This is a genomic window from Amycolatopsis nivea, from assembly GCF_004522235.1.
Lineage (GTDB): Bacteria > Actinomycetota > Actinomycetes > Mycobacteriales > Pseudonocardiaceae > Amycolatopsis > Amycolatopsis nivea.
Genome location: NZ_SDLT01000004.1, coordinates 219825 through 236196, shown reverse-complemented (window position 1 = coordinate 236196; position 16372 = coordinate 219825). Strand labels below are relative to the sequence as shown.

Annotated in this window: 16 protein-coding genes; 11 read left to right on the top strand and 5 right to left on the bottom strand. The window is 68.2% G+C overall.

The window, feature by feature from the left end; all coding sequences use genetic code 11:
- Positions 1-26 precede the first annotated feature (26 nt).
- From EIZ44_RS06940 to EIZ44_RS06925, 4 genes are all read right to left on the bottom strand, one after another.
- Positions 27-362, bottom strand: coding sequence for a hypothetical protein (locus EIZ44_RS06940; RefSeq protein WP_037809218.1), 336 nt, complete (start codon positions 360-362; stop codon positions 27-29).
- A 36-nt stretch (positions 363-398) separates the two neighbouring features.
- On the bottom strand, positions 399-1133 hold the full coding sequence (locus EIZ44_RS06935) for a S1 family peptidase (protein WP_134728022.1): 735 nt from the start codon (positions 1131-1133) through the stop codon (positions 399-401).
- A gap of 124 nt (positions 1134-1257) precedes the next feature.
- Positions 1258-2016 carry a S1 family peptidase gene (locus EIZ44_RS06930; RefSeq protein ID WP_037809222.1) on the bottom strand — a complete coding sequence of 253 codons (759 nt, stop codon included), beginning with the start codon at positions 2014-2016 and terminating at the stop codon, positions 1258-1260.
- A 122-nt stretch (positions 2017-2138) separates the two neighbouring features.
- Positions 2139-2513, bottom strand: coding sequence for an FKBP-type peptidyl-prolyl cis-trans isomerase (locus EIZ44_RS06925; protein WP_037809223.1), 375 nt, complete (start codon positions 2511-2513; stop codon positions 2139-2141).
- A 163-nt stretch (positions 2514-2676) separates the two neighbouring features.
- Here EIZ44_RS06925 and EIZ44_RS06920 point away from each other — a divergent pair, with 163 nt between their 5' ends.
- The 4 genes from EIZ44_RS06920 to EIZ44_RS06900 all read left to right on the top strand — a co-directional run bounded on the left by EIZ44_RS06920 (position 2677) and on the right by EIZ44_RS06900 (position 8629).
- On the top strand, positions 2677-5892 hold the full coding sequence (locus tag EIZ44_RS06920) for a penicillin acylase family protein (protein ID WP_134728021.1): 3216 nt from the start codon (positions 2677-2679) through the stop codon (positions 5890-5892).
- A 147-nt stretch (positions 5893-6039) separates the two neighbouring features.
- Positions 6040-7071 carry a trans-sulfuration enzyme family protein gene (locus tag EIZ44_RS06915; RefSeq protein WP_134728020.1) on the top strand — a complete coding sequence of 344 codons (1032 nt, stop codon included), beginning with the start codon at positions 6040-6042 and terminating at the stop codon, positions 7069-7071.
- A gap of 236 nt (positions 7072-7307) precedes the next feature.
- On the top strand, positions 7308-8030 hold the full coding sequence (locus EIZ44_RS44605; RefSeq protein WP_037809479.1) for a hypothetical protein: 723 nt from the start codon (positions 7308-7310) through the stop codon (positions 8028-8030).
- Positions 8030-8629, top strand: coding sequence for a class F sortase (locus tag EIZ44_RS06900; RefSeq protein ID WP_037809225.1), 600 nt, complete (start codon positions 8030-8032; stop codon positions 8627-8629). The genes EIZ44_RS44605 and EIZ44_RS06900 overlap by 1 nt, the downstream gene beginning before the upstream one ends.
- Before the next feature lies 1 nt (position 8630).
- Here the strand turns inward: EIZ44_RS06900 and EIZ44_RS06895 are convergent, their stop codons facing one another.
- Positions 8631-9368 (bottom strand): FadR/GntR family transcriptional regulator, encoded by a 738-nt coding sequence (locus tag EIZ44_RS06895; protein ID WP_037809227.1) that lies wholly within the window; start codon positions 9366-9368, stop codon positions 8631-8633.
- Between the two features lie 77 nt (positions 9369-9445).
- On the opposite strand from EIZ44_RS06895, the gene EIZ44_RS06890 reads away from it, so the two are divergent.
- The 7 genes from EIZ44_RS06890 to EIZ44_RS06860 are packed head-to-tail and all read left to right on the top strand — an operon-like array spanning position 9446 to position 16359.
- Complete coding sequence (locus EIZ44_RS06890; protein ID WP_043831303.1) at positions 9446-10936, top strand: ABC transporter substrate-binding protein; 1491 nt, start codon at positions 9446-9448, stop codon at positions 10934-10936.
- Complete coding sequence (locus tag EIZ44_RS06885; protein ID WP_043831302.1) at positions 10933-11877, top strand: ABC transporter permease; 945 nt, start codon at positions 10933-10935, stop codon at positions 11875-11877. The genes EIZ44_RS06890 and EIZ44_RS06885 overlap by 4 nt, the downstream gene beginning before the upstream one ends.
- Entirely contained in the window at positions 11877-12692 is an 816-nt protein-coding gene (locus EIZ44_RS06880; RefSeq protein WP_043831301.1) for an ABC transporter permease, read from the top strand. The genes EIZ44_RS06885 and EIZ44_RS06880 overlap by 1 nt, the downstream gene beginning before the upstream one ends.
- Positions 12689-13423: an ATP-binding cassette domain-containing protein gene (locus EIZ44_RS06875; RefSeq protein ID WP_134728018.1), complete on the top strand. Its 735-nt coding sequence runs from the start codon at positions 12689-12691 to the stop codon at positions 13421-13423. The genes EIZ44_RS06880 and EIZ44_RS06875 overlap by 4 nt, the downstream gene beginning before the upstream one ends.
- Positions 13420-14187, top strand: a complete 768-nt coding sequence (locus EIZ44_RS06870) for an ATP-binding cassette domain-containing protein (RefSeq protein ID WP_043831298.1) — start codon at positions 13420-13422, stop codon at positions 14185-14187. Before EIZ44_RS06875 ends, EIZ44_RS06870 begins: the two co-directional genes overlap by 4 nt.
- Positions 14180-15604, top strand: coding sequence for an aldehyde dehydrogenase family protein (locus EIZ44_RS06865; RefSeq protein ID WP_134728017.1), 1425 nt, complete (start codon positions 14180-14182; stop codon positions 15602-15604). Before EIZ44_RS06870 ends, EIZ44_RS06865 begins: the two co-directional genes overlap by 8 nt.
- Entirely contained in the window at positions 15601-16359 is a 759-nt protein-coding gene (locus tag EIZ44_RS06860) for an SDR family NAD(P)-dependent oxidoreductase (protein ID WP_134728016.1), read from the top strand. Before EIZ44_RS06865 ends, EIZ44_RS06860 begins: the two co-directional genes overlap by 4 nt.
- Positions 16360-16372 lie beyond the last annotated feature (13 nt).

The window sequence follows — 16372 nt, the reverse complement described above, 5'->3', positions numbered from 1 at the left end:
CGCTCCGTGCCGTCGTCGGAAAAGGCTCAGAGGCTGATATTGCCTTGTACGTCACGCAGCTGAACGACCTTGGCCCCTTCGGCCACGGTGCCCACGTGGTTCGTCACCCCGCCGCTGCGTGCCTCCTGGTGAACCTCGAACTCGGTGCGCAGCGCCGCGCCGAAGTCCGGGTCCTGGCGGCTGGCCTCGTCGAGGCGTTCGGCCAGTGCGGTGACGGTGGCCGGGTTGTCGGGGGTGGCCGCCTCCAGTTCCGCGGTTGCCTTGCTGTTGCCGGAGAACTTGCGCTTGACCAGGTCATACAGCCCGGTCGCGGCCTTTGTGGCCAGCGCGGTGGCGACAGCGGTCAGGATCGGCTCGGGCATGCGACTCTCCTCAGGTCGGCGGCCCCTCCACCGTACTCACTTCGCGTGCTCGTCGATCCAGTCGGCGATCACATCGATGCGCGACGTCGTCTCCGCGCCGGTGTGCGGGCAGTCCGGGCCGTTGTTCTCGATCGAGATCAGCTTGCCGTCGGTGAAGTACGGCGCGCCCGTGTCGTAGGTGCACGCGCTGGTGGACGCTTGCGGCGCGACGCCGTGGATGCCGACTGTCGTGCCGCCGACCGACGAGATCTTCATCGTGCCCTGCTGCAGATGCTTGGACGGCACCGGATTCTGCGCCGTCCGGCTGCCCCAGCCCGCTAGCGTCACCTGCTGTCCGACGCCTGGCACCAGGTGGTTCACCGTGAGCGGCTTGACCTCGGAGACCGGGCTGTCGAGCTGGGCCAGCGCGACGTCGTTCGGGCCGGCTTGCAGGACCTGGGTGACCTTGCGCTGGACGCCTTTCTCCTTGGTCTCGTCGACCAGACCCAGCGACACCGTCGTCGGGTACGGCACCGGGCCGGACACCCGGTTCTTGTTGGCGTCGTGGAAACAGTGGCCGGTGGTGACGATCCACTGCGGTGCGACTAGTGCTGCCGAACAGAAGCTCGAGTACGTGCTTCCGTTCGGCAGCGGGATTCCGGTCATGCTCAGCTTCGCGGCGAAGCCGAATTGGCCTGGCGGGACGTCAGAACCGTTGGCGACGGCCAAGGCCGGGCTCGCGGTGAGGATGGGCAGGAGTACTGCTGCGGAGATCGCGGCGCGGACGCGCATTCTGTCCCTTCGTCCGGGTCACCGGCGGACGCCGATGAACTCGGCCTTCCACGCTAACGACACCGTCCGCGATGCGGAATTCCCTTGATGGGCGACGAAAACCGACCGATCTCGCGACTTGTCCTCACTGGGTGTGCGAGGCGATCCAGTCCTTGAGGATGTCGACGCGCGCGGTCGTCTCCGGCGTGGAGTGGGGGCAGTCCGGGCCGGTCGACTCGACCGAGACGAGCCGGCCGGTGTTGTCGCCGTCGTCGACGAAGTACGGCGCGCCCGAGTCGTAGCTGCACGCGCTGGTGTCCTTCTTCGGCGAGACGCCGATGATGCTCGCGGTGGTGGCGTCCGAGCCGACCACCTGCATCTCGCCCTGCTGCAGCTTGTCCGACGGCTTCGGCGAAACCTCGGTCAGGCTGCCCCATCCGGCGAGCAGCACCTTCTGGCCGTTGGTCGGCGCGGCGGGCGAAACAGTCAGCGGCTTGATGTCGGTGACCGGCTGGTCGAGCTTCGCGAGCGCGACGTCGTTGACGCCCGCCTGCTGCACCTCGGTGACCTGCCGACGCTCGCCCTTGCCCGGCTCGTCGGTGGTCGCGCCGAGAAGCACCGAAGTCCCGTAGGGCACCGGGCCGGAAACCGGCTTGCGGTTGACGTCGTGGAAACAGTGCCCGGCGGTGATGATCCACTGCGGCGCGATCAGGGAACCCGAGCATCCGCTCGAATAAGTGGTGCCGTCCGCGCGCGGGATGACGGGCATCGACAGCTTGGCCGCGAACGGATACTCGCCGGGCGCCACATCGTTGCCGTTCGCGACCGCGGACGCGGGAGCCGCGACGGCGAGCGCGGCGCCGGCGGCGAGGAAGGCAGCGGAAAGGGCAGCACGCAAACGCATGAAATATCCTCCGGAAGACGACTACTCAATGCGAACGTTAGGCGCCTTCCGGTTCCCCCGAAAGGGGGATCAGCCGGGGCTGCCCTTTCGGGCTTTCCCGGCTGCCCGCGTTTTCGTGCAGATCAGCTCACGCCGACGAGATCGACGACGAAAATCAGCGTTTCGTTCGGGGCGATCACGCCGCCCGCGCCGCGTTCGCCGTAAGCCAGGTGCGGCGGGATGACCAGCTGGCGGCGGCCGCCGACCTTCATGCCGGTCACGCCCTGGTCCCAGCCCGGGATGACCTGGCCGGCGCCGAGCTGGAAATCGAGCGGCGCACCGCGGTCGTAAGAGGCGTCGAATTGCGCGCCGGTGGAGTGCGAGACGCCGACGTAATGCACGCTGACCGCATTGCCGGACTTGGCTTCGGGGCCGTCGCCGACCGTGATGTCTTTGATCTGCAGCTCGGCGGGCGGCGGTCCGTCCGGGCGCTCGACTTGGGGCTTTTCCACGCTCATGGGGCTCACCGTACCTATCGGGCAAACGCTGCGCCGGATGGAGTACCGCCAGACGGACTACTCCCAACGAGGGGATAAACGCGAAAACTCTTCACATGTGCACTACCCGTCGGTAGCGTGCGCTGGGTCACCCTGGGGCATCCTTCGTGGACGGAGCTGTGGCATGCGACGACGCATTCCCATCCTGGCCGCGGGCGCGGTAGCCGTGCTCACGGCCGGGCTAGTGCAGATCGGGACCGCGGCACCGGCTTCCGCCGCGTTGCCCGGCAACGACTATTGCGCTGGCCAGTGCAACGACATCCTCCCGCCGGGCGAGAACGGCAGCGCGACGCTCGCCGAAATCCTCGCCAACAAGGCGTTCGGCACCCAGCCCGGGCACGCCGACGACCAGCTCGGCAAATACGCCGACCTGGCGGGCGGGTACCAGACCCTGACGACCGACACGATCGGCAAATTCTTCAACGACTCGTCCTTCGGGGTGCCCGCCGACCAGGTCGCGAGCACGATCAAACCGCGCGACGACGTGACGATCACGCGCGACAAGGCCACCGGCGTCCCGCACATCCAGGGCACGACGCGGTCCGGCACCGAGTACGGCGCGGGATACGCCGCGGCGCAGGATCGCTTGTGGCTCATGGACATCATGCGTCGCGTCGGCCGCGGCCAGCTGACGTCGTACGCGGGCGGCGCGGAAGCGAACCGCGAGCTGGAGCAGTCTTTCTTCGCCTCCGCGCCCTACACCGAGGACGAGCTGCAGCAGCAGATCGACGCGGTGGCGGCGAGCGGTCCGCGCGGCAAGCAGGGTCTCGCCGACGCGCAGGCGTACATCGAAGGCATCAACAAATACATCACCGATTCGCACAACGGCCGGTACTTCCCCGGCGAATATGTGCTGACCGGGCACGTCGACGCGATCACCAACGCGGGCACCATCGAACCGTTCAAGCTCACCGACCTCGTCGTGCTCGCTTCGGTGGTCGGCGCGCAGTTCGGCGCGGGCGGTGGCGGTGAGGTCCAGAACGCGGTCGCGAAGCTGGCGCTGCAGGAGAAGTACGGCGTCGAGCAGGGCGAAAAGGTGTGGCAGAGCCTGCGTGCCGCGGATGATCCCGAGGCCGTGAAGACCCTGCACGACGGGCAGAACTTCCCGTACGGCAACACTCCGGCGAACCCGCAGGGCGCGGCGCTGCCGGACAAGGGCTCGGTGACGAACCAGCAGCTCGTGTTCGACCCGACCGGTTCGGCCGCCGCCGCGCAGCCGAAGGTCAAGGTCGCCGCGCCGAAGGACCAGGAGTCCGCGCGCGGCATGTTCGACAACGGCGTGCTGCCGGGCAACATGCTCAAGGAAAAGCACGGCATGTCCAACGCGCTGCTGGTGTCCGGTGCGAAGACCGCCAGCGGGCATCCGGTCGCCGTGTTCGGTCCGCAGACCGGGTACTTCGCGCCGCAGCTGTTGCTGCTGCAGGAAATCCAGGGTCCGGGCATCAGCGCGCGGGGCGCGTCGTTCGCCGGGCTCAGCATGTACGTGCTGCTCGGGCGCGGCCAGGACTACTCGTGGAGCGCGACGACCGCGGCGCAGGACATCATCGACACCTACGCGCTGCCGCTGTGCGACCCGAGCGGCAAACCGGCCACAAAGGACTCGAACTACTACCTCTACCAGGGCAAATGCCTCCCGATGGACACCGTGGAGCGCAAGAACGCCTGGTCGCCGACGGTCGCGGACGGCACCGCCGCCGGGTCCTACACCCTGCGCAGCTACCGCACGAAGTACGGCCCGGTGACCTCGCGGGCGACGGTGGACGGGAAGCCGGTGGCGTACTCGTCGCTGCGGTCCTCGTACTTCCACGAGGTGGATTCGCTGATCGGGTTCCAGGAGTTCAACGACCCGGGCTTCGTCAAATCGGCCGCGGACTTCCAGCGCGCCGCGAACGACGTCAACTTCACCTTCAACTGGTTCTACGCGGATTCGAAGGACATCGCGTACTTCAACTCCGGCGCGAACCCGGTGCGCAATTCCACTGTGGACCCGATGATGCCCGCGTGGGGCGATCGCGGGTTCGACTGGAAGGGCTGGAACCCGGCGGGCAACAAGGCGGACTACACGCCCGCGTCGGAACATCCGCAGTCGGTGAACCAGGACTACTACATCAGCTGGAACAACGCGCAGTCCAATGGCTACGCGTCCGGCGGCGCGGACAAGTCCGCCGTGCACCGCGGCGATCTGCTCGACGCGCGGGTCAAGGCGCTGCTTTCCAGCGGCACCAAGGTGACCCGGGTGAACCTGACCCAGGCGATGGAGGACGCCGCGCTGGCCGACCTGCGGGCGGAGAAGGTGCTGCCGCTGTTGTTGCAGGTGCTGGATAAGGCCCCGCTTACCGGTGCCGCGGCGGACGCCGAGGCGAAGCTCAAGACGTGGATGCAGCACGGACACCAGCGCGTCGAGTCCAGTCCGGGCAGCAAGACCTACAACGACGCGGACGCGATCCGGATCATGGACGCGTGGTGGCCGCTGCTGGTCACCGGCGAGTTCAAACCGGCGATGGGCGACGACGCGTTCGGCGCGATGACAAACGTGCTGCAGATCAACGAGAGCCCGTCCGGCTTCCAGAACGAGACGCCGGGCAAGCACGTCGGACAGCCGCACCAGGGTTCGGCGTACCAGCACGGCTGGTGGGGGTACGTCAGCAAGGACATCCGCACCGCGCTCGGACAGCCGGTCGCGGGTCCGCTCGGCGCGAAGTTCTGCGGTGGCGGCGATCTGACCGCGTGCCGCCAGACTCTGGTCGACTCGCTGACCGCGGCCGCCGGCCAGCCCGCGAACACGGTGTACCCGGGCGATGCCGACTGCTCGGCGGGCGACCAGTGGTGCGCGGACTCGATCATCCAGCGTCCGCTGGGCGGCATTGCGCACGGCAAGATCAGCACGCAGAACCGGCCGACGTTCCAGCAGGTCGTGGAGTACCCGGCGCATCGCGGCGACAACGTCTCGAACCTCGCGGCGGGCAAGCCGGTGAACGCTTCCAGCGCGGAAACCGGCTTCTACAACTCCCCGGCTTCGAACGCGGTCGACGGCAACCCCGGCACCCGCTGGGCGAGCGACTGGAGCGACAACCAGTCGATCACCGTGGACCTCGGCTCGGTGCAGAAGGTTTCGCGAGCGGTGCTGTCGTGGGAGAAGGCATACGCGAAGGGATACAAGATCCAGCTGTCTACCGACGGCACCGACTGGCACGACGCGGCTGTGGTGACAGACGGGAACGGCGGGGCGGACAACGTCTCGTTCGCGCCTTCGGACGCGCGGTTCGTTCGGATGCAGGGTGTTACGCGCGGGACCAAGTACGGGTATTCGCTGTACGAGTTCGAGGTTTACGCGCACTGACCGCGGTCGTTGCGGAACCGCCCCGGCCAGCAGGATCGGCCGGGGCGGTTTCTTGTGCTCTGGGTATCGCCCACTTTGTGGAACGGCTGACCACCTGGTGACATTCGTCGCCTGCCGTTTCGGCGGTCGCGAAGTTACCGTGTCCGCATGGACGACTGGACTCCGCGGACCCGCGCGATCGCGGCGGGCCGGCCGCACGGCCCTGGCGAGCCGCTGAACACGCCGATCGTGGCCACGAGCACCTTCGAGGCCGGCGGTGACGCGGTGTATTCCCGCTCCGACGGCACCGCTACCTGGGATGCCTTCGAAGAGGTCGTCGGGTCCCTCGAAGGCGGCACCGCGGTCTCTTTCGCGTCTGGCGTCGCGACGTTGTCCGCCGTGCTGGATTCGTTGCCGGTCGGGTCGACGGTCGCGGTTCCGTCGTTCAGTTACGCCGTCACGCGCGGAGCGTTGAAGCACGCGCAGCAACTCGGTCGGCTCACGGTCACCGAATTGGAGCCGACGGACACGCAGGCGTGGCTCGACTGCGACGCCGATCTGTTGTGGCTCGAATCGCCGACTAACCCGACGCTCGACGTGATGGAGATCGAGACCATCGCGCGCGGCACTAGGGGACGCGTAGTCGTCGACAACACCTTCGCGACTTCGCTGCACCAGCAACCGCTGTCGCTCGGCGCGGACATCGTTGTGCACAGCGCGACGAAGCTCATCGGCGGACACAGCGACCTTCTGCTCGGCGTCGCGGTCGCGGCCGATCAGGACATTGTGGACGAACTTCGCGCGGCGCGGACTCGGGTCGGCGCGACGCCGGGTGCGCTTGAAGCGTGGCTCGCGTTGCGCGGTTTGCGGACGCTTCCGGTTCGTCTTGCCGAGCAAACTCGCACCGCGCAATTGCTCGTGTCCCGGTTGGCGGAACACCCGGCGGTAACCAAGGTCCGCTACCCCGGTTTCGGGATGATGGCGGCGTTCGAGGTCGCCGATGCCGACGCCGCGGACAAGGTGTGCGCGAGCGTCCGGTTGATCCGGCCCGCGACCAGCCTTGGCGGGGTGGAAAGCCTGGTGGAACGGCGTGCGTGGCTGCCCGGCGAGGAACGCGTGCCGCCGGGGCTCATCCGGTTTTCGATCGGTTTGGAAGACCCGGAAGACCTGTGGCGGGATTTGCTGACCGCGCTCGGCTGATTTCCGCCATTCCTTAACGAGGGCTGTGCGGGTTGCCTCGCAACTGTTACGGTATGGGCACGACGGGCCGGATTCCCGGCGATCGGGCGGAATCATCGCTACCGAGAAGGCTTTCGTTACCGCTTTCTCTCGTGTCATTAATCACCAGCTAAAGAGTTACCCCTTTGGGCTGAATGTCGGCAGGATCAGCACGCGCGGTGGGGGTCATCGCGCTTTTCCTCAGAGGGGTAATCATCTTGAAGAAGACCCTGGGCAGACTCGCGGGCGCAGTGCTCGCGGGCGCCCTGATCAGCCTCACCGTCGTGCCCGCCGCGAACGCACAGGAGGCGGGTACGGCTCCCTCGGCCTCGGCTCCGGCCACCTCGGGCGAGACGGCTCCCACCTCGGAGGCCCCGGCCAGCGAGACCGGGAAGCCGACCGAGACGAGCAAGCCGACCGAGACCGGCGCGCCGACGGAGACCGGCAAGCCGACCGAAACCGGTAAGCCGACTGAGACGGGCAAGCCGACCGAGACCGGCAAGCCGACTGACACCAGCAAGCCGACCACGCCGACCTCCTCGGAGACCTCCACTCCGGAAGAGCCGCCGTACGTCGACGACACCGGCTACGGCGTCGACCTCGACGAGAACCTCGGCGTCGTCGTGATCGCGTGCGCGGCGGGCGAGCCGACCGGCCTGCGCTCCAACGACTTCGACCTCCTCGAGGGCCCGCACCAGGACGAGACCGACGGTCGCTACTGGGAGTGGCTCGTCAAGCGCCACGACGGCGTCTCCTTCGACAGCGGCACCGTGCGCGCGGAGTGGACCTGCGGCGGCAAACCGACCGATGGCGGCACGCTTCCCCCGGCGGGCGGCGCGGGCGCTGGTTCGGCCGGCACCACCGGCGGCCAGGGCGGCTCGCAGGTGAAGTACGCGCCGAAGCACGGCATCGAGACCGGCTTCGGGGGCATGGCCGCCTGATGACCAGGAAGTACGGGCAGGGCGTCGCTCTCGCGGGCGCTCTGCTCCTCTCCCTCTCGCTGAGCGCGTGCGGCGGTTCGGACGCCCCGGCGGCGCCCGCCGCGCAGGCCCCGGCCAGTGCGGCGGTCCCGGTGACCAAGCCGTTCACCGGACTGCGGCCGACCTCGGTCGAGATCCCGAAGATCGGCGCGAAATCGTCGCTGATCACCGTCCTGCCGAACAAGGACGGGCAGATTTCGGTGCCGTCGGTGAAGAACCCGATGCAGGCCGCGTGGTACCGGCTCTCGCCGGTGCCGGGCGACGTGGGCCCGGCGATCGTGCTCGGGCACGTCGACGGCAACCACAAGCCGGGCATCTTCTACAAGCTCAAGGACGTCAACCCGGGCGACGAGATCGACATCGAACGCAGCGACGGCAAGAAGCTGAAGTTCGTCGTGGACCACAAGGACCAGGTCCCCAAGGACACGTTCCCGACCCAGGCCGTCTTCGGCAACACGGACAAGCCGCAGCTGCGCCTCATCACCTGCGGCGGCGTGTTCGACCACGCCGAGCACAGCTACAAGGACAACATCGTGGTGTACGCGAACCTGGTCTCCTGACTCAGGTCAGCAACGGGGTGAGCAGCGTTCGCTGTTCCTTCGGCACGTACTCCGAGTAGTTGTCATACAGCGCTTGCCGCGCCAGCCGCGCCGCCGACTCCCCGTCGGCGGCGCGGATCGCGTTCAGCACCTCTTCGTGGTGGCGCAGCCAGGAACGCATCAGCGTGCCGCGGTCGTTGGCGTGGCTGAGTTTGTCCTCGATCAATTCCAGCACCACGCCGCGGACCACTTCGCCGCTCACCACCAGCAGCGGATTCCGCGACACTCGGGCAATGACGTCGTGGAATGCGACGTCCGCGCGGCTGAATTCGGCGTATCCGTCCGCCTCCGCCATTCCTTCCAGTGCGCCGTCGAGCGCGGTCAAATCCTCGGCGGTGCGCAGTTCCGCAGCCAGCAGGTGTGACGAACCGTCGAGCACCATCCGGAATTGCAGCAGTTCCGCCAGCCCGACGTGTTCCGCGCGCGCCAGCCGGTGCATCGACCGGTGCAGCGCGCCCGGGGACGCGGCCAGCACCTCGGGTCCGCGCGGATCGCCCGGTCGCGACCGGATCAGCTCGGCGGCCTGCAACACCCGCAGCGCCTCGCGCACGGTCGAGCGGCCGACGCCGAACTGCGTCATCAGCTCCCGTTCGCCGGGCAGCCGTTCGCCGGGCTTGAGGCGGCCGCTGACCACGGCCTCCTCGATCTGCTCGACGATCCGCTCGTAGGCGCGGACCGGAGCCACCGGTTCGAACTTCATCTTGACCTCGGTGTCTTCCGGATGCGAGTCTGCTGTCCGAGTTACTGGTCAGACCAGTGTACTGAGCAGGAGGCGGAATGAAAGCCCGGAGCACTGCGGCGGCACTGGCGCTGCTGCTCGTGACGTCCGGCTGCTCGGCAGGCTCCAGTGCGAGTGTTTCCCCAGGTCCGGACACGCTTTCCGTCGGGTACACGGCGGAACCGGCGAACTTCGACTTCACTCATTCCGACGGCGTGGCCATCCCGCAGGCGCTGCTCTACAACGTCTACGAGGGCCTGGTGAAGCTCGACCCGCAGGGCCGGATCGTGCCGCTGCTCGCGAAGTCCTGGACGATCAGCCCGGACCGCAAGACCTACGACTTCCAGCTTCAGCAGGGCGTCACGTTCAGCAACGGAGCGCCGTTCACCGCCTCCGACGTCCAGTTTTCGCTGATGCGGGTGAAGACCGACTGGACGATCTCGATCAAGTCGGCGATGGACGTCGTGGACCACGTCGAGGTCGTCGCGCCGGATCACGCTCGCGTGGTGCTGGCGAAACCGAGCAACGGCTGGCTGTTCAGCCTCACCAGCAGGCTCGGCGCGATGTTCAGCCCGACCGGCGTCGCGGATCTGGCGAACCGTCCGGTCGGTACCGGGCCGTACGAGGTGGCCTCGCGTCGTCGCGGCGATTCCATTGTCCTGCGGGAGAATCCGCGGTATTGGGGACGGAAACCGGCGTATCGCACGGTCGTGCTCAAGTACTTCGCCGATCCGACCGCGCTCAACAACGCCTTGCTGTCCAACGGGATCGACGTGATCTCCAATCTCACGTCGGCCGATTCGATCCCGCAGTTCCAGGGCGACGACCGGTTCACCGTGCAGCAGGGCACCACGAACAGCGAGGTCACGCTGGCGTTCAACGGCCGGCGCGCGCCGCTGAACGACGTGCGCGTCCGCCGCGCGCTCACCTACGCCATCGACCGGAAAGCCGTGCTGGACCTGGTCTTCAGCGGTCGCGGCACGCTCATCGGCAGCATGGTCCCGCCCACTGACCCGTGGTACGAGGACCTGTCGAAGGTCTATTCCTACGACCCGGCGAAGGCGAAACAGCTGCTCGCCGAGGCGGGCGTGCACGATCTGAAGCTGCGGCTGCGGATTCCGAACCTGCCGTACGCGGTGTCGGCGGCGCAGGTGGTGCAATCGCAGCTGGCGGACGTCGGGGTCACCGCGACGATCGAACCGCTCGACTTCCCGGCGGTGTGGCTCAAGCAGGTCTTCACCGACCACGACTACGACCTGTCGATCATCCAGCACGTCGAAGCCCGCGACATCTCGACGTTCGGAAAACCCAAGTACTACTGGGGTTACGACAACAAGCGGGTGCAGCAGCTGCTCGCCGCGGCGGACAGCGGCACCCCGCAGGAGCAGGTGAGCGACATGAAGGAGGTCGCGCGGCAGCTGAACGCCGACGCGGCCGCGGACTGGCTGTTCTTGTTCCCGAACGTCGTGGTCGCCAAGAAGAAAGTTACCGGGCTCGCGCGCAACCAGGTCAGCGAGTCCTTCGATCTGACCGGGGTGAGGCCCGCATGACCGCGCGCGTGCTGCGGCGGGTGGCCGTGTTCGCGGTGAGCCTGTTCGTGGCGTCCATTGTGGTGTTCCTGTTCATGGCGGTGCTGCCGGGCGATCCGGCGCAGGTCGCGCTCGGCGTGAACGCGACGCCCGAACTGCTCGCGAAGACCCGCGCCGAATTCGGCATCGACCGGCCGCTGGTCGAGCAGTACCTGAGCTGGATGGGCGGGGTGCTGCACGGCGACTTCGGCCGGTCGTACGTCACGCGCGAGGCGATCAGCCCGCAGTTGCTCGACCGGCTCGGCGTCACGTTGTGGCTGGTCGGCGCGGGAATGATCGTCGCGCTGGTGATCGCTCTTCCGGCTGGCGCGTTCGCCGCGGTGCGGCATCGGAAAGCCAGCGGCGTCGCGGTTTCCGGGCTGTCGCAGGTCGGCGTGGCGATCCCGGCGTTCCTCGCGGGGATCATCCTGGTGCAGATTTTCGCCGTGCAGCTGCGCTGGCTGCCGAGCGGTGGATGGACGCCACCCGACCAGAACGCGGGCGAATTCCTGCGCGGCCTGGTCCTTCCGGCGTTGTCGCTCGGTCTCGTGCAGGGCGCGGTGCTCACGCGCTACGTCCGCTCGGCGGTGCTCGACACGCTCGGCCAGGACTACCTCCGCACCGCCCGATCGAAGGGACTCTTGCCTGGTCAGGCGCTGTTCCGGCACGGATTGCGCAACGCGTCCGTCCCGGTGGTCACCGTGCTCGGCCTGCAGTTGACGACGCTGCTGATCGGCGCGGTCGTGGTGGAGCGGGTGTTCGTGCTGCCCGGGCTCGGCAGCATGCTGCTGGACGCGGTCGCGCAGCGCGATTTGCTGACCGTGCAAGGGATCGTGCTGGTGCTGGTGGCCGGGGTGCTGCTGGTGAACTTCGTGGTCGACGTGCTCTATTCGGTGCTCGACCCGAGACTGCGGGGGTCCTGATGCGCCGCAACGGAAATCTCCTGCTCGGCGGCATACTGGTCGCGCTCGTCGTGGTGGCCGCGCTGGTGTCGTTCGTCTGGACTCCGTACGACCCGGTGCAGGTCAACGCGGCGGACCGGCTGCTGGGCTTCTCGGCCGAGCATCTTTTCGGCACGGACAAATTCGGTCGCGACGTCTTCAGCCAGATCCTCGTCGGCGCGCGAACGACGTTGTACGTCGGTGTCGTCGCGGTCGGCATCGCGGCGGTGATCGGCACGCCACTGGGCGTCCTGGCGGCGATGGCGCCGCGGTGGCTCGGCGAGTTCGTGATGCGGGTGAACGACCTGGTGCTCGCGTTTCCCGCGCTGCTGCTGGCGATCATGTTCGGCGCGGTGTTCGGCGCGGACACGCTCACCGCGATGGTCGCCATCGGCATCGCGACCATCCCGTCGTTCGCCCGGATCGCGCGGTCGGGCTCGCTGCAGGTGATGAGCAGCGAATACGTGCTGGCGGCGCGGGCGGGCGGCCGGTCGCGGACGCGGATCGCCTGGTCGCACGTAATGCCGAACATCGGCGGGCTGCTGATCGTGCAGGCGTCGGTGTCGTTCGCGATCGCGGTGCTGGCCGAAGCGGCGTTGTCGTTCCTCGGTTTCGGCACCCGGCCGCCGACGCCGTCGTGGGGCCGGATGCTGCAGGAATCGCAGGAGCTGCTCACCGCGCACCCGCGGCTGGCGCTCGTGCCCGGTGTCGCGATCGCGGTGGCAGTGCTCGGTTTCAACCTTCTCGGCGACGGTCTGCGCGACCGTCTCGACCCCCGATTGGCGGCGCGGGTATGACGCTGACCGTGGAGAACCTGCAGGTCGCGGACCTGGTGCGCGGGGTTTCGTTCGAGCTGGGCGCGGGCGAGCGGGTCGGGCTGATCGGCGAATCCGGGTCCGGGAAATCGCTCACCGCGCTGTCCGTGCTGGGCCTGCTGCCGGAAGGATTGTCGGCCACCGGTTCGGTGCGGCTGGACGATCGGGAGCTGCTCGGTGCGTCCGAGAAGGAGCTGTCTCGGTTGCGCGGCAACGGGATGGCGATGGTGTTTCAGGAGCCGATGACGGCGCTGAACCCGGCGATGCGGATCGGACGGCAGGTCACCGAGCCGTTCCGGGTGCACGGCCGTCGCGGGCGTCCGGCGGAGGAACTGCTGGCCGCGGTCGGATTGCCGGACGTCGCGCGGGCGTATCCGCATCAGCTGTCCGGCGGGCAGCGGCAGCGGGTGGTGCTGGCGATCGCGCTGGCCAACGACCCGGCGCTGCTGATCTGCGACGAGCCGACCACCGCGCTGGACGTCACCGTGCAGGCGCAGATTCTCGGCCTGATTCGCGAGCGGCTGTCGACGGAGAGTTCCCTGCTGTTCATCACGCACGATCTGGCGGTGGTGGCGCAGATGTGCGACCGGGTGCTGGTGATGCTCGACGGGTCCATTGTGGAGCATGGCTCGACGCGGGAGGTTTTGACCGCGCCTCAGCATTCTTATACGCAGCGATTGCTCGCGGCTTCCGATCTGGAGGGGGCGCGATGATCTCCGTACGGGATTTGGAACGGCGGTATGCGCGGCGGGACGTGCATGCGTTGCGCGGCGTGAGTTTCGACGTTTCCGCTGGTGAGCGGTTCGGGATCGTCGGCGAATCCGGGTCCGGGAAGTCCACGCTGGTGCGATTGCTGGCCGCGTTGGACCGGCCGACCGCGGGCTCGGTGTCGTTCCAGGGGAAGCGGATCGACTCGCTGCCCGAACGGAAACTGCGGTTCCTGCGCAGCGAAATGCAGATCGTGTTCCAGGATCCGATGGGCTCGCTCGATCCGCGGATGCGCGTGCGGGACATCGTGTCCGAACCGCTCGGCCGCCGGTCGCCGGAGCGGGTCGCGGAGTTGCTGACCGCGGTCGGGCTGCCCGAGGACGCGGCGATGCGGTACCCGCACCAGTTCTCCGGCGGGCAACGGCAACGGATTTCGATCGCCCGCGCGCTCGCGCCGAACCCGAGCGTGCTGATCGCGGACGAACCGGTGAGCGCGCTGGACGTTTCGGTGCGCGCGCAGATCCTGGACCTGCTGGCCCGGCTGGTCGAAGAGTTTTCGCTGACGTTGATTTTCGTCTCGCACGACCTCGGCGTGGTGCGGCACGTGTGCGATCGCGTCGCGGTGATGCGTAGCGGGGAGATCGTGGAAATCGGTGCGGTCGAGCAGGTTTACGCCGCTCCGGAGCACGAGTACACCCGGGAACTGCTGGCCGCCGCGCCGAATCTGCGGACCGAGCTGGCCCGGTTGAAGGGAGAAACGGATGCCTGACTACCCGGACGGCCTGCCGGTCGGTCCCGGCTGGGTGTCCACAGTGGATACTGCGGACGTCGTGTTTCCCTACGACGGCAGCGTGATCGGCAACGCGTCGGTCGGCACTGCCGCGCTGGCTTCGCGTGCTGTGGACGAAGCGGTGGCAGTGGCTCGCGAAGTCGCTTCGCTGCCTTCGCGGACTCGCCGCACCTTGCTCAACGACGTGGCTTCGGCGATTCGCGAACGTCAAGCAGAGTTCGAGCAGCTGCTCGTGTTGGAGACCGGGAAACCGCTGGTCGACTGCCAGGTGGAGGTCGCGCGGACGATCGTCACCTGGGAGGCCGCGGCTGAGGAAGTGTCGCGGCTGCACGGCGAAACCGTGCCGCTCGACCTGCTGCCGTCCGGCGACGGACTGGTCGGGTTCTGGAAGCGCAAGCCGATTGGAGTGGTCGTCGGCATCGCCGGGTTCAACTACCCGCTGCTGCTCGCGTCGCACAAGATCGCCCCGGCGATTGCGGCGGCTTGTCCGGTGGTCGTGAAACCGGCGCCGCAAACCCCGCTGGCGACGCTGTGGCTGGTGCACCTGGTCCGCTCGCTAACCGATCTTCCCGCGATGGTCCAGCTGGTCACCGGAGACGCTTCGGTCGGATCGGCGCTGGTCACGGACCGACGGATCGGCGCGGTGTCCTTCACCGGCTCGGCCGCCGTCGGCCACCAGATCGCCCGCGACGCCGCGCCGACGAAGACCCTGCTGGAGCTGGGCTCGAACGCCGCACTGGTGGTCGCCGAGGACGCCGACCTCGACGCGGCCGCGGACGCCGTGCTGCGCGGCGGGTTCTACGCGTCCGGGCAGGCCTGTATTTCCGTACAGCGCGTGCTGGTGGTGTCTTCCATAGCTGAAGAATTCACCTCCAGAGTGCTTGCGCGGCTGGGCGAAGTGACCGTTGGTGACCCGCGCTCCCCGGACACGAGAGTGTCCGCGCTGATCGACGAACGCTCGACCGCCCGGGTCGCCGAGTGGGTCGACAAAGCGACCGCGGCGGGTGCCCGGCTGCTGGCGGGCGGTTCGGTGCGCGACGGCGTGCTGGAGCCGACGGTGCTCGCGGATGTCCCGGACGGCGTCGAATGCTGGGACGAGGAGATCTTCGGACCAGTCGTCTGCCTGCGCACAGTGTCCGATGTGGACGAAGCCTTCGCCGTGGTCAACGCGTCGCGGTACGGCTTGCACGCGAGCGTGTACAGCCGCTCGTTGAAGACCGCGTTCCGCGCGCTGGACGAGCTGGAGGTCGGCGGGGTAGTGGTGAACGAGGTGCCGGGTTTCCGGTCCGACACGATGCCGTACGGCGGGGTCAAGGACTCCGGGATCGGCCGCGAGGGGCCGCGCTTCGCCGTCGAAGAGCTGACCGTGACCAGGATGGCGGTGCTGCGCCCGTGAACTACGCCGAACTGTTCCGCATGGACGGCCGCCGGGCCGTCGTGCTCGGCGCGGGCAGCGGTATCGGCCGCGAAGCCGCCCGAGCCTTGGCCGCGCACGGCGCGTCGGTGATCTGCGCGGACCGGGACGTCGCCGCCGCGCGGGAGACCGGCGTCGGCGAAGCGTACGAGATCGACCTGCTCGCCCCCGGTGCCGTCGAAGCCGCTGCTGCTGAACTGGGTCCACTGGACGCTGTCGTGCTGACCGCAGCCACCAACGTCCGGAAACGCCTTCTGGACTACACCCGCGACGAATTCGACCGCGTGGTGGAGCTGAACCTGGGCGTCGCCTTCGAGGTGCTGCGCGCGTTCGGTGCCCCGATGGTCGAGCAGGGCCGGGGAAGCATCATCGGCTTCTCCTCAATCCGCGGCACCACTGTCGAACCCGGCCAAGGCCCGTACGCAGCCACGAAGGGCGGCTTAGTGCAGCTGTTCCGCACAGCGGCCGCTGAGTTCGGACCGTCCGGCGTACGCGTCAACGCCATCGCCCCTGGCGTTGTCGAGACGCCCTTGACCGCACAGATCAAAGCGCGCCCCGACTGGTACGACGCCTACGCCCAGAAAGGCGCCCTCGGCCGCTGGGCGCGCGCGGACGAACTGGCCGGCGCCGTCGTGTACCTCGCTTCGGACGCTTCGACCTTCGTCACCGGCTCCGTCCTGGCCGTCGACGGCGGCTGGACCGCAGTCGACGGCCGCTTTGACCCACCCGCTTCGTGAATCGGAGGTTCCG

Excerpts from the sequence above, each read along its gene's own strand:
- EIZ44_RS06875 (WP_134728018.1), top strand. The coding sequence starts at position 12,689 with ATGACGCTGACCGTGGAGAACCTGCAGGTCGCGGACCTGGTGCGCGGG.
- EIZ44_RS06870 (WP_043831298.1), top strand. The coding sequence starts at position 13,420 with ATGATCTCCGTACGGGATTTGGAACGGCGGTATGCGCGGCGGGACGTG.
- EIZ44_RS06940 (WP_037809218.1), bottom strand. The coding sequence starts at position 362 with ATGCCCGAGCCGATCCTGACCGCTGTCGCCACCGCGCTGGCCACAAAG.
- EIZ44_RS06920 (WP_134728021.1), top strand. The coding sequence starts at position 2,677 with ATGCGACGACGCATTCCCATCCTGGCCGCGGGCGCGGTAGCCGTGCTC.
- EIZ44_RS06865 (WP_134728017.1), top strand. The coding sequence starts at position 14,180 with ATGCCTGACTACCCGGACGGCCTGCCGGTCGGTCCCGGCTGGGTGTCC.
- EIZ44_RS06915 (WP_134728020.1), top strand. The coding sequence starts at position 6,040 with ATGGACGACTGGACTCCGCGGACCCGCGCGATCGCGGCGGGCCGGCCG.
- EIZ44_RS06890 (WP_043831303.1), top strand. The coding sequence starts at position 9,446 with ATGAAAGCCCGGAGCACTGCGGCGGCACTGGCGCTGCTGCTCGTGACG.
- EIZ44_RS06925 (WP_037809223.1), bottom strand. The coding sequence starts at position 2,513 with ATGAGCGTGGAAAAGCCCCAAGTCGAGCGCCCGGACGGACCGCCGCCC.
- EIZ44_RS06880 (WP_043831301.1), top strand. The coding sequence starts at position 11,877 with ATGCGCCGCAACGGAAATCTCCTGCTCGGCGGCATACTGGTCGCGCTC.
- EIZ44_RS06930 (WP_037809222.1), bottom strand. The coding sequence starts at position 2,016 with ATGCGTTTGCGTGCTGCCCTTTCCGCTGCCTTCCTCGCCGCCGGCGCC.
- EIZ44_RS06900 (WP_037809225.1), top strand. The coding sequence starts at position 8,030 with ATGACCAGGAAGTACGGGCAGGGCGTCGCTCTCGCGGGCGCTCTGCTC.
- EIZ44_RS06885 (WP_043831302.1), top strand. The coding sequence starts at position 10,933 with ATGACCGCGCGCGTGCTGCGGCGGGTGGCCGTGTTCGCGGTGAGCCTG.
- EIZ44_RS06935 (WP_134728022.1), bottom strand. The coding sequence starts at position 1,133 with ATGCGCGTCCGCGCCGCGATCTCCGCAGCAGTACTCCTGCCCATCCTC.
- EIZ44_RS06895 (WP_037809227.1), bottom strand. The coding sequence starts at position 9,368 with ATGAAGTTCGAACCGGTGGCTCCGGTCCGCGCCTACGAGCGGATCGTC.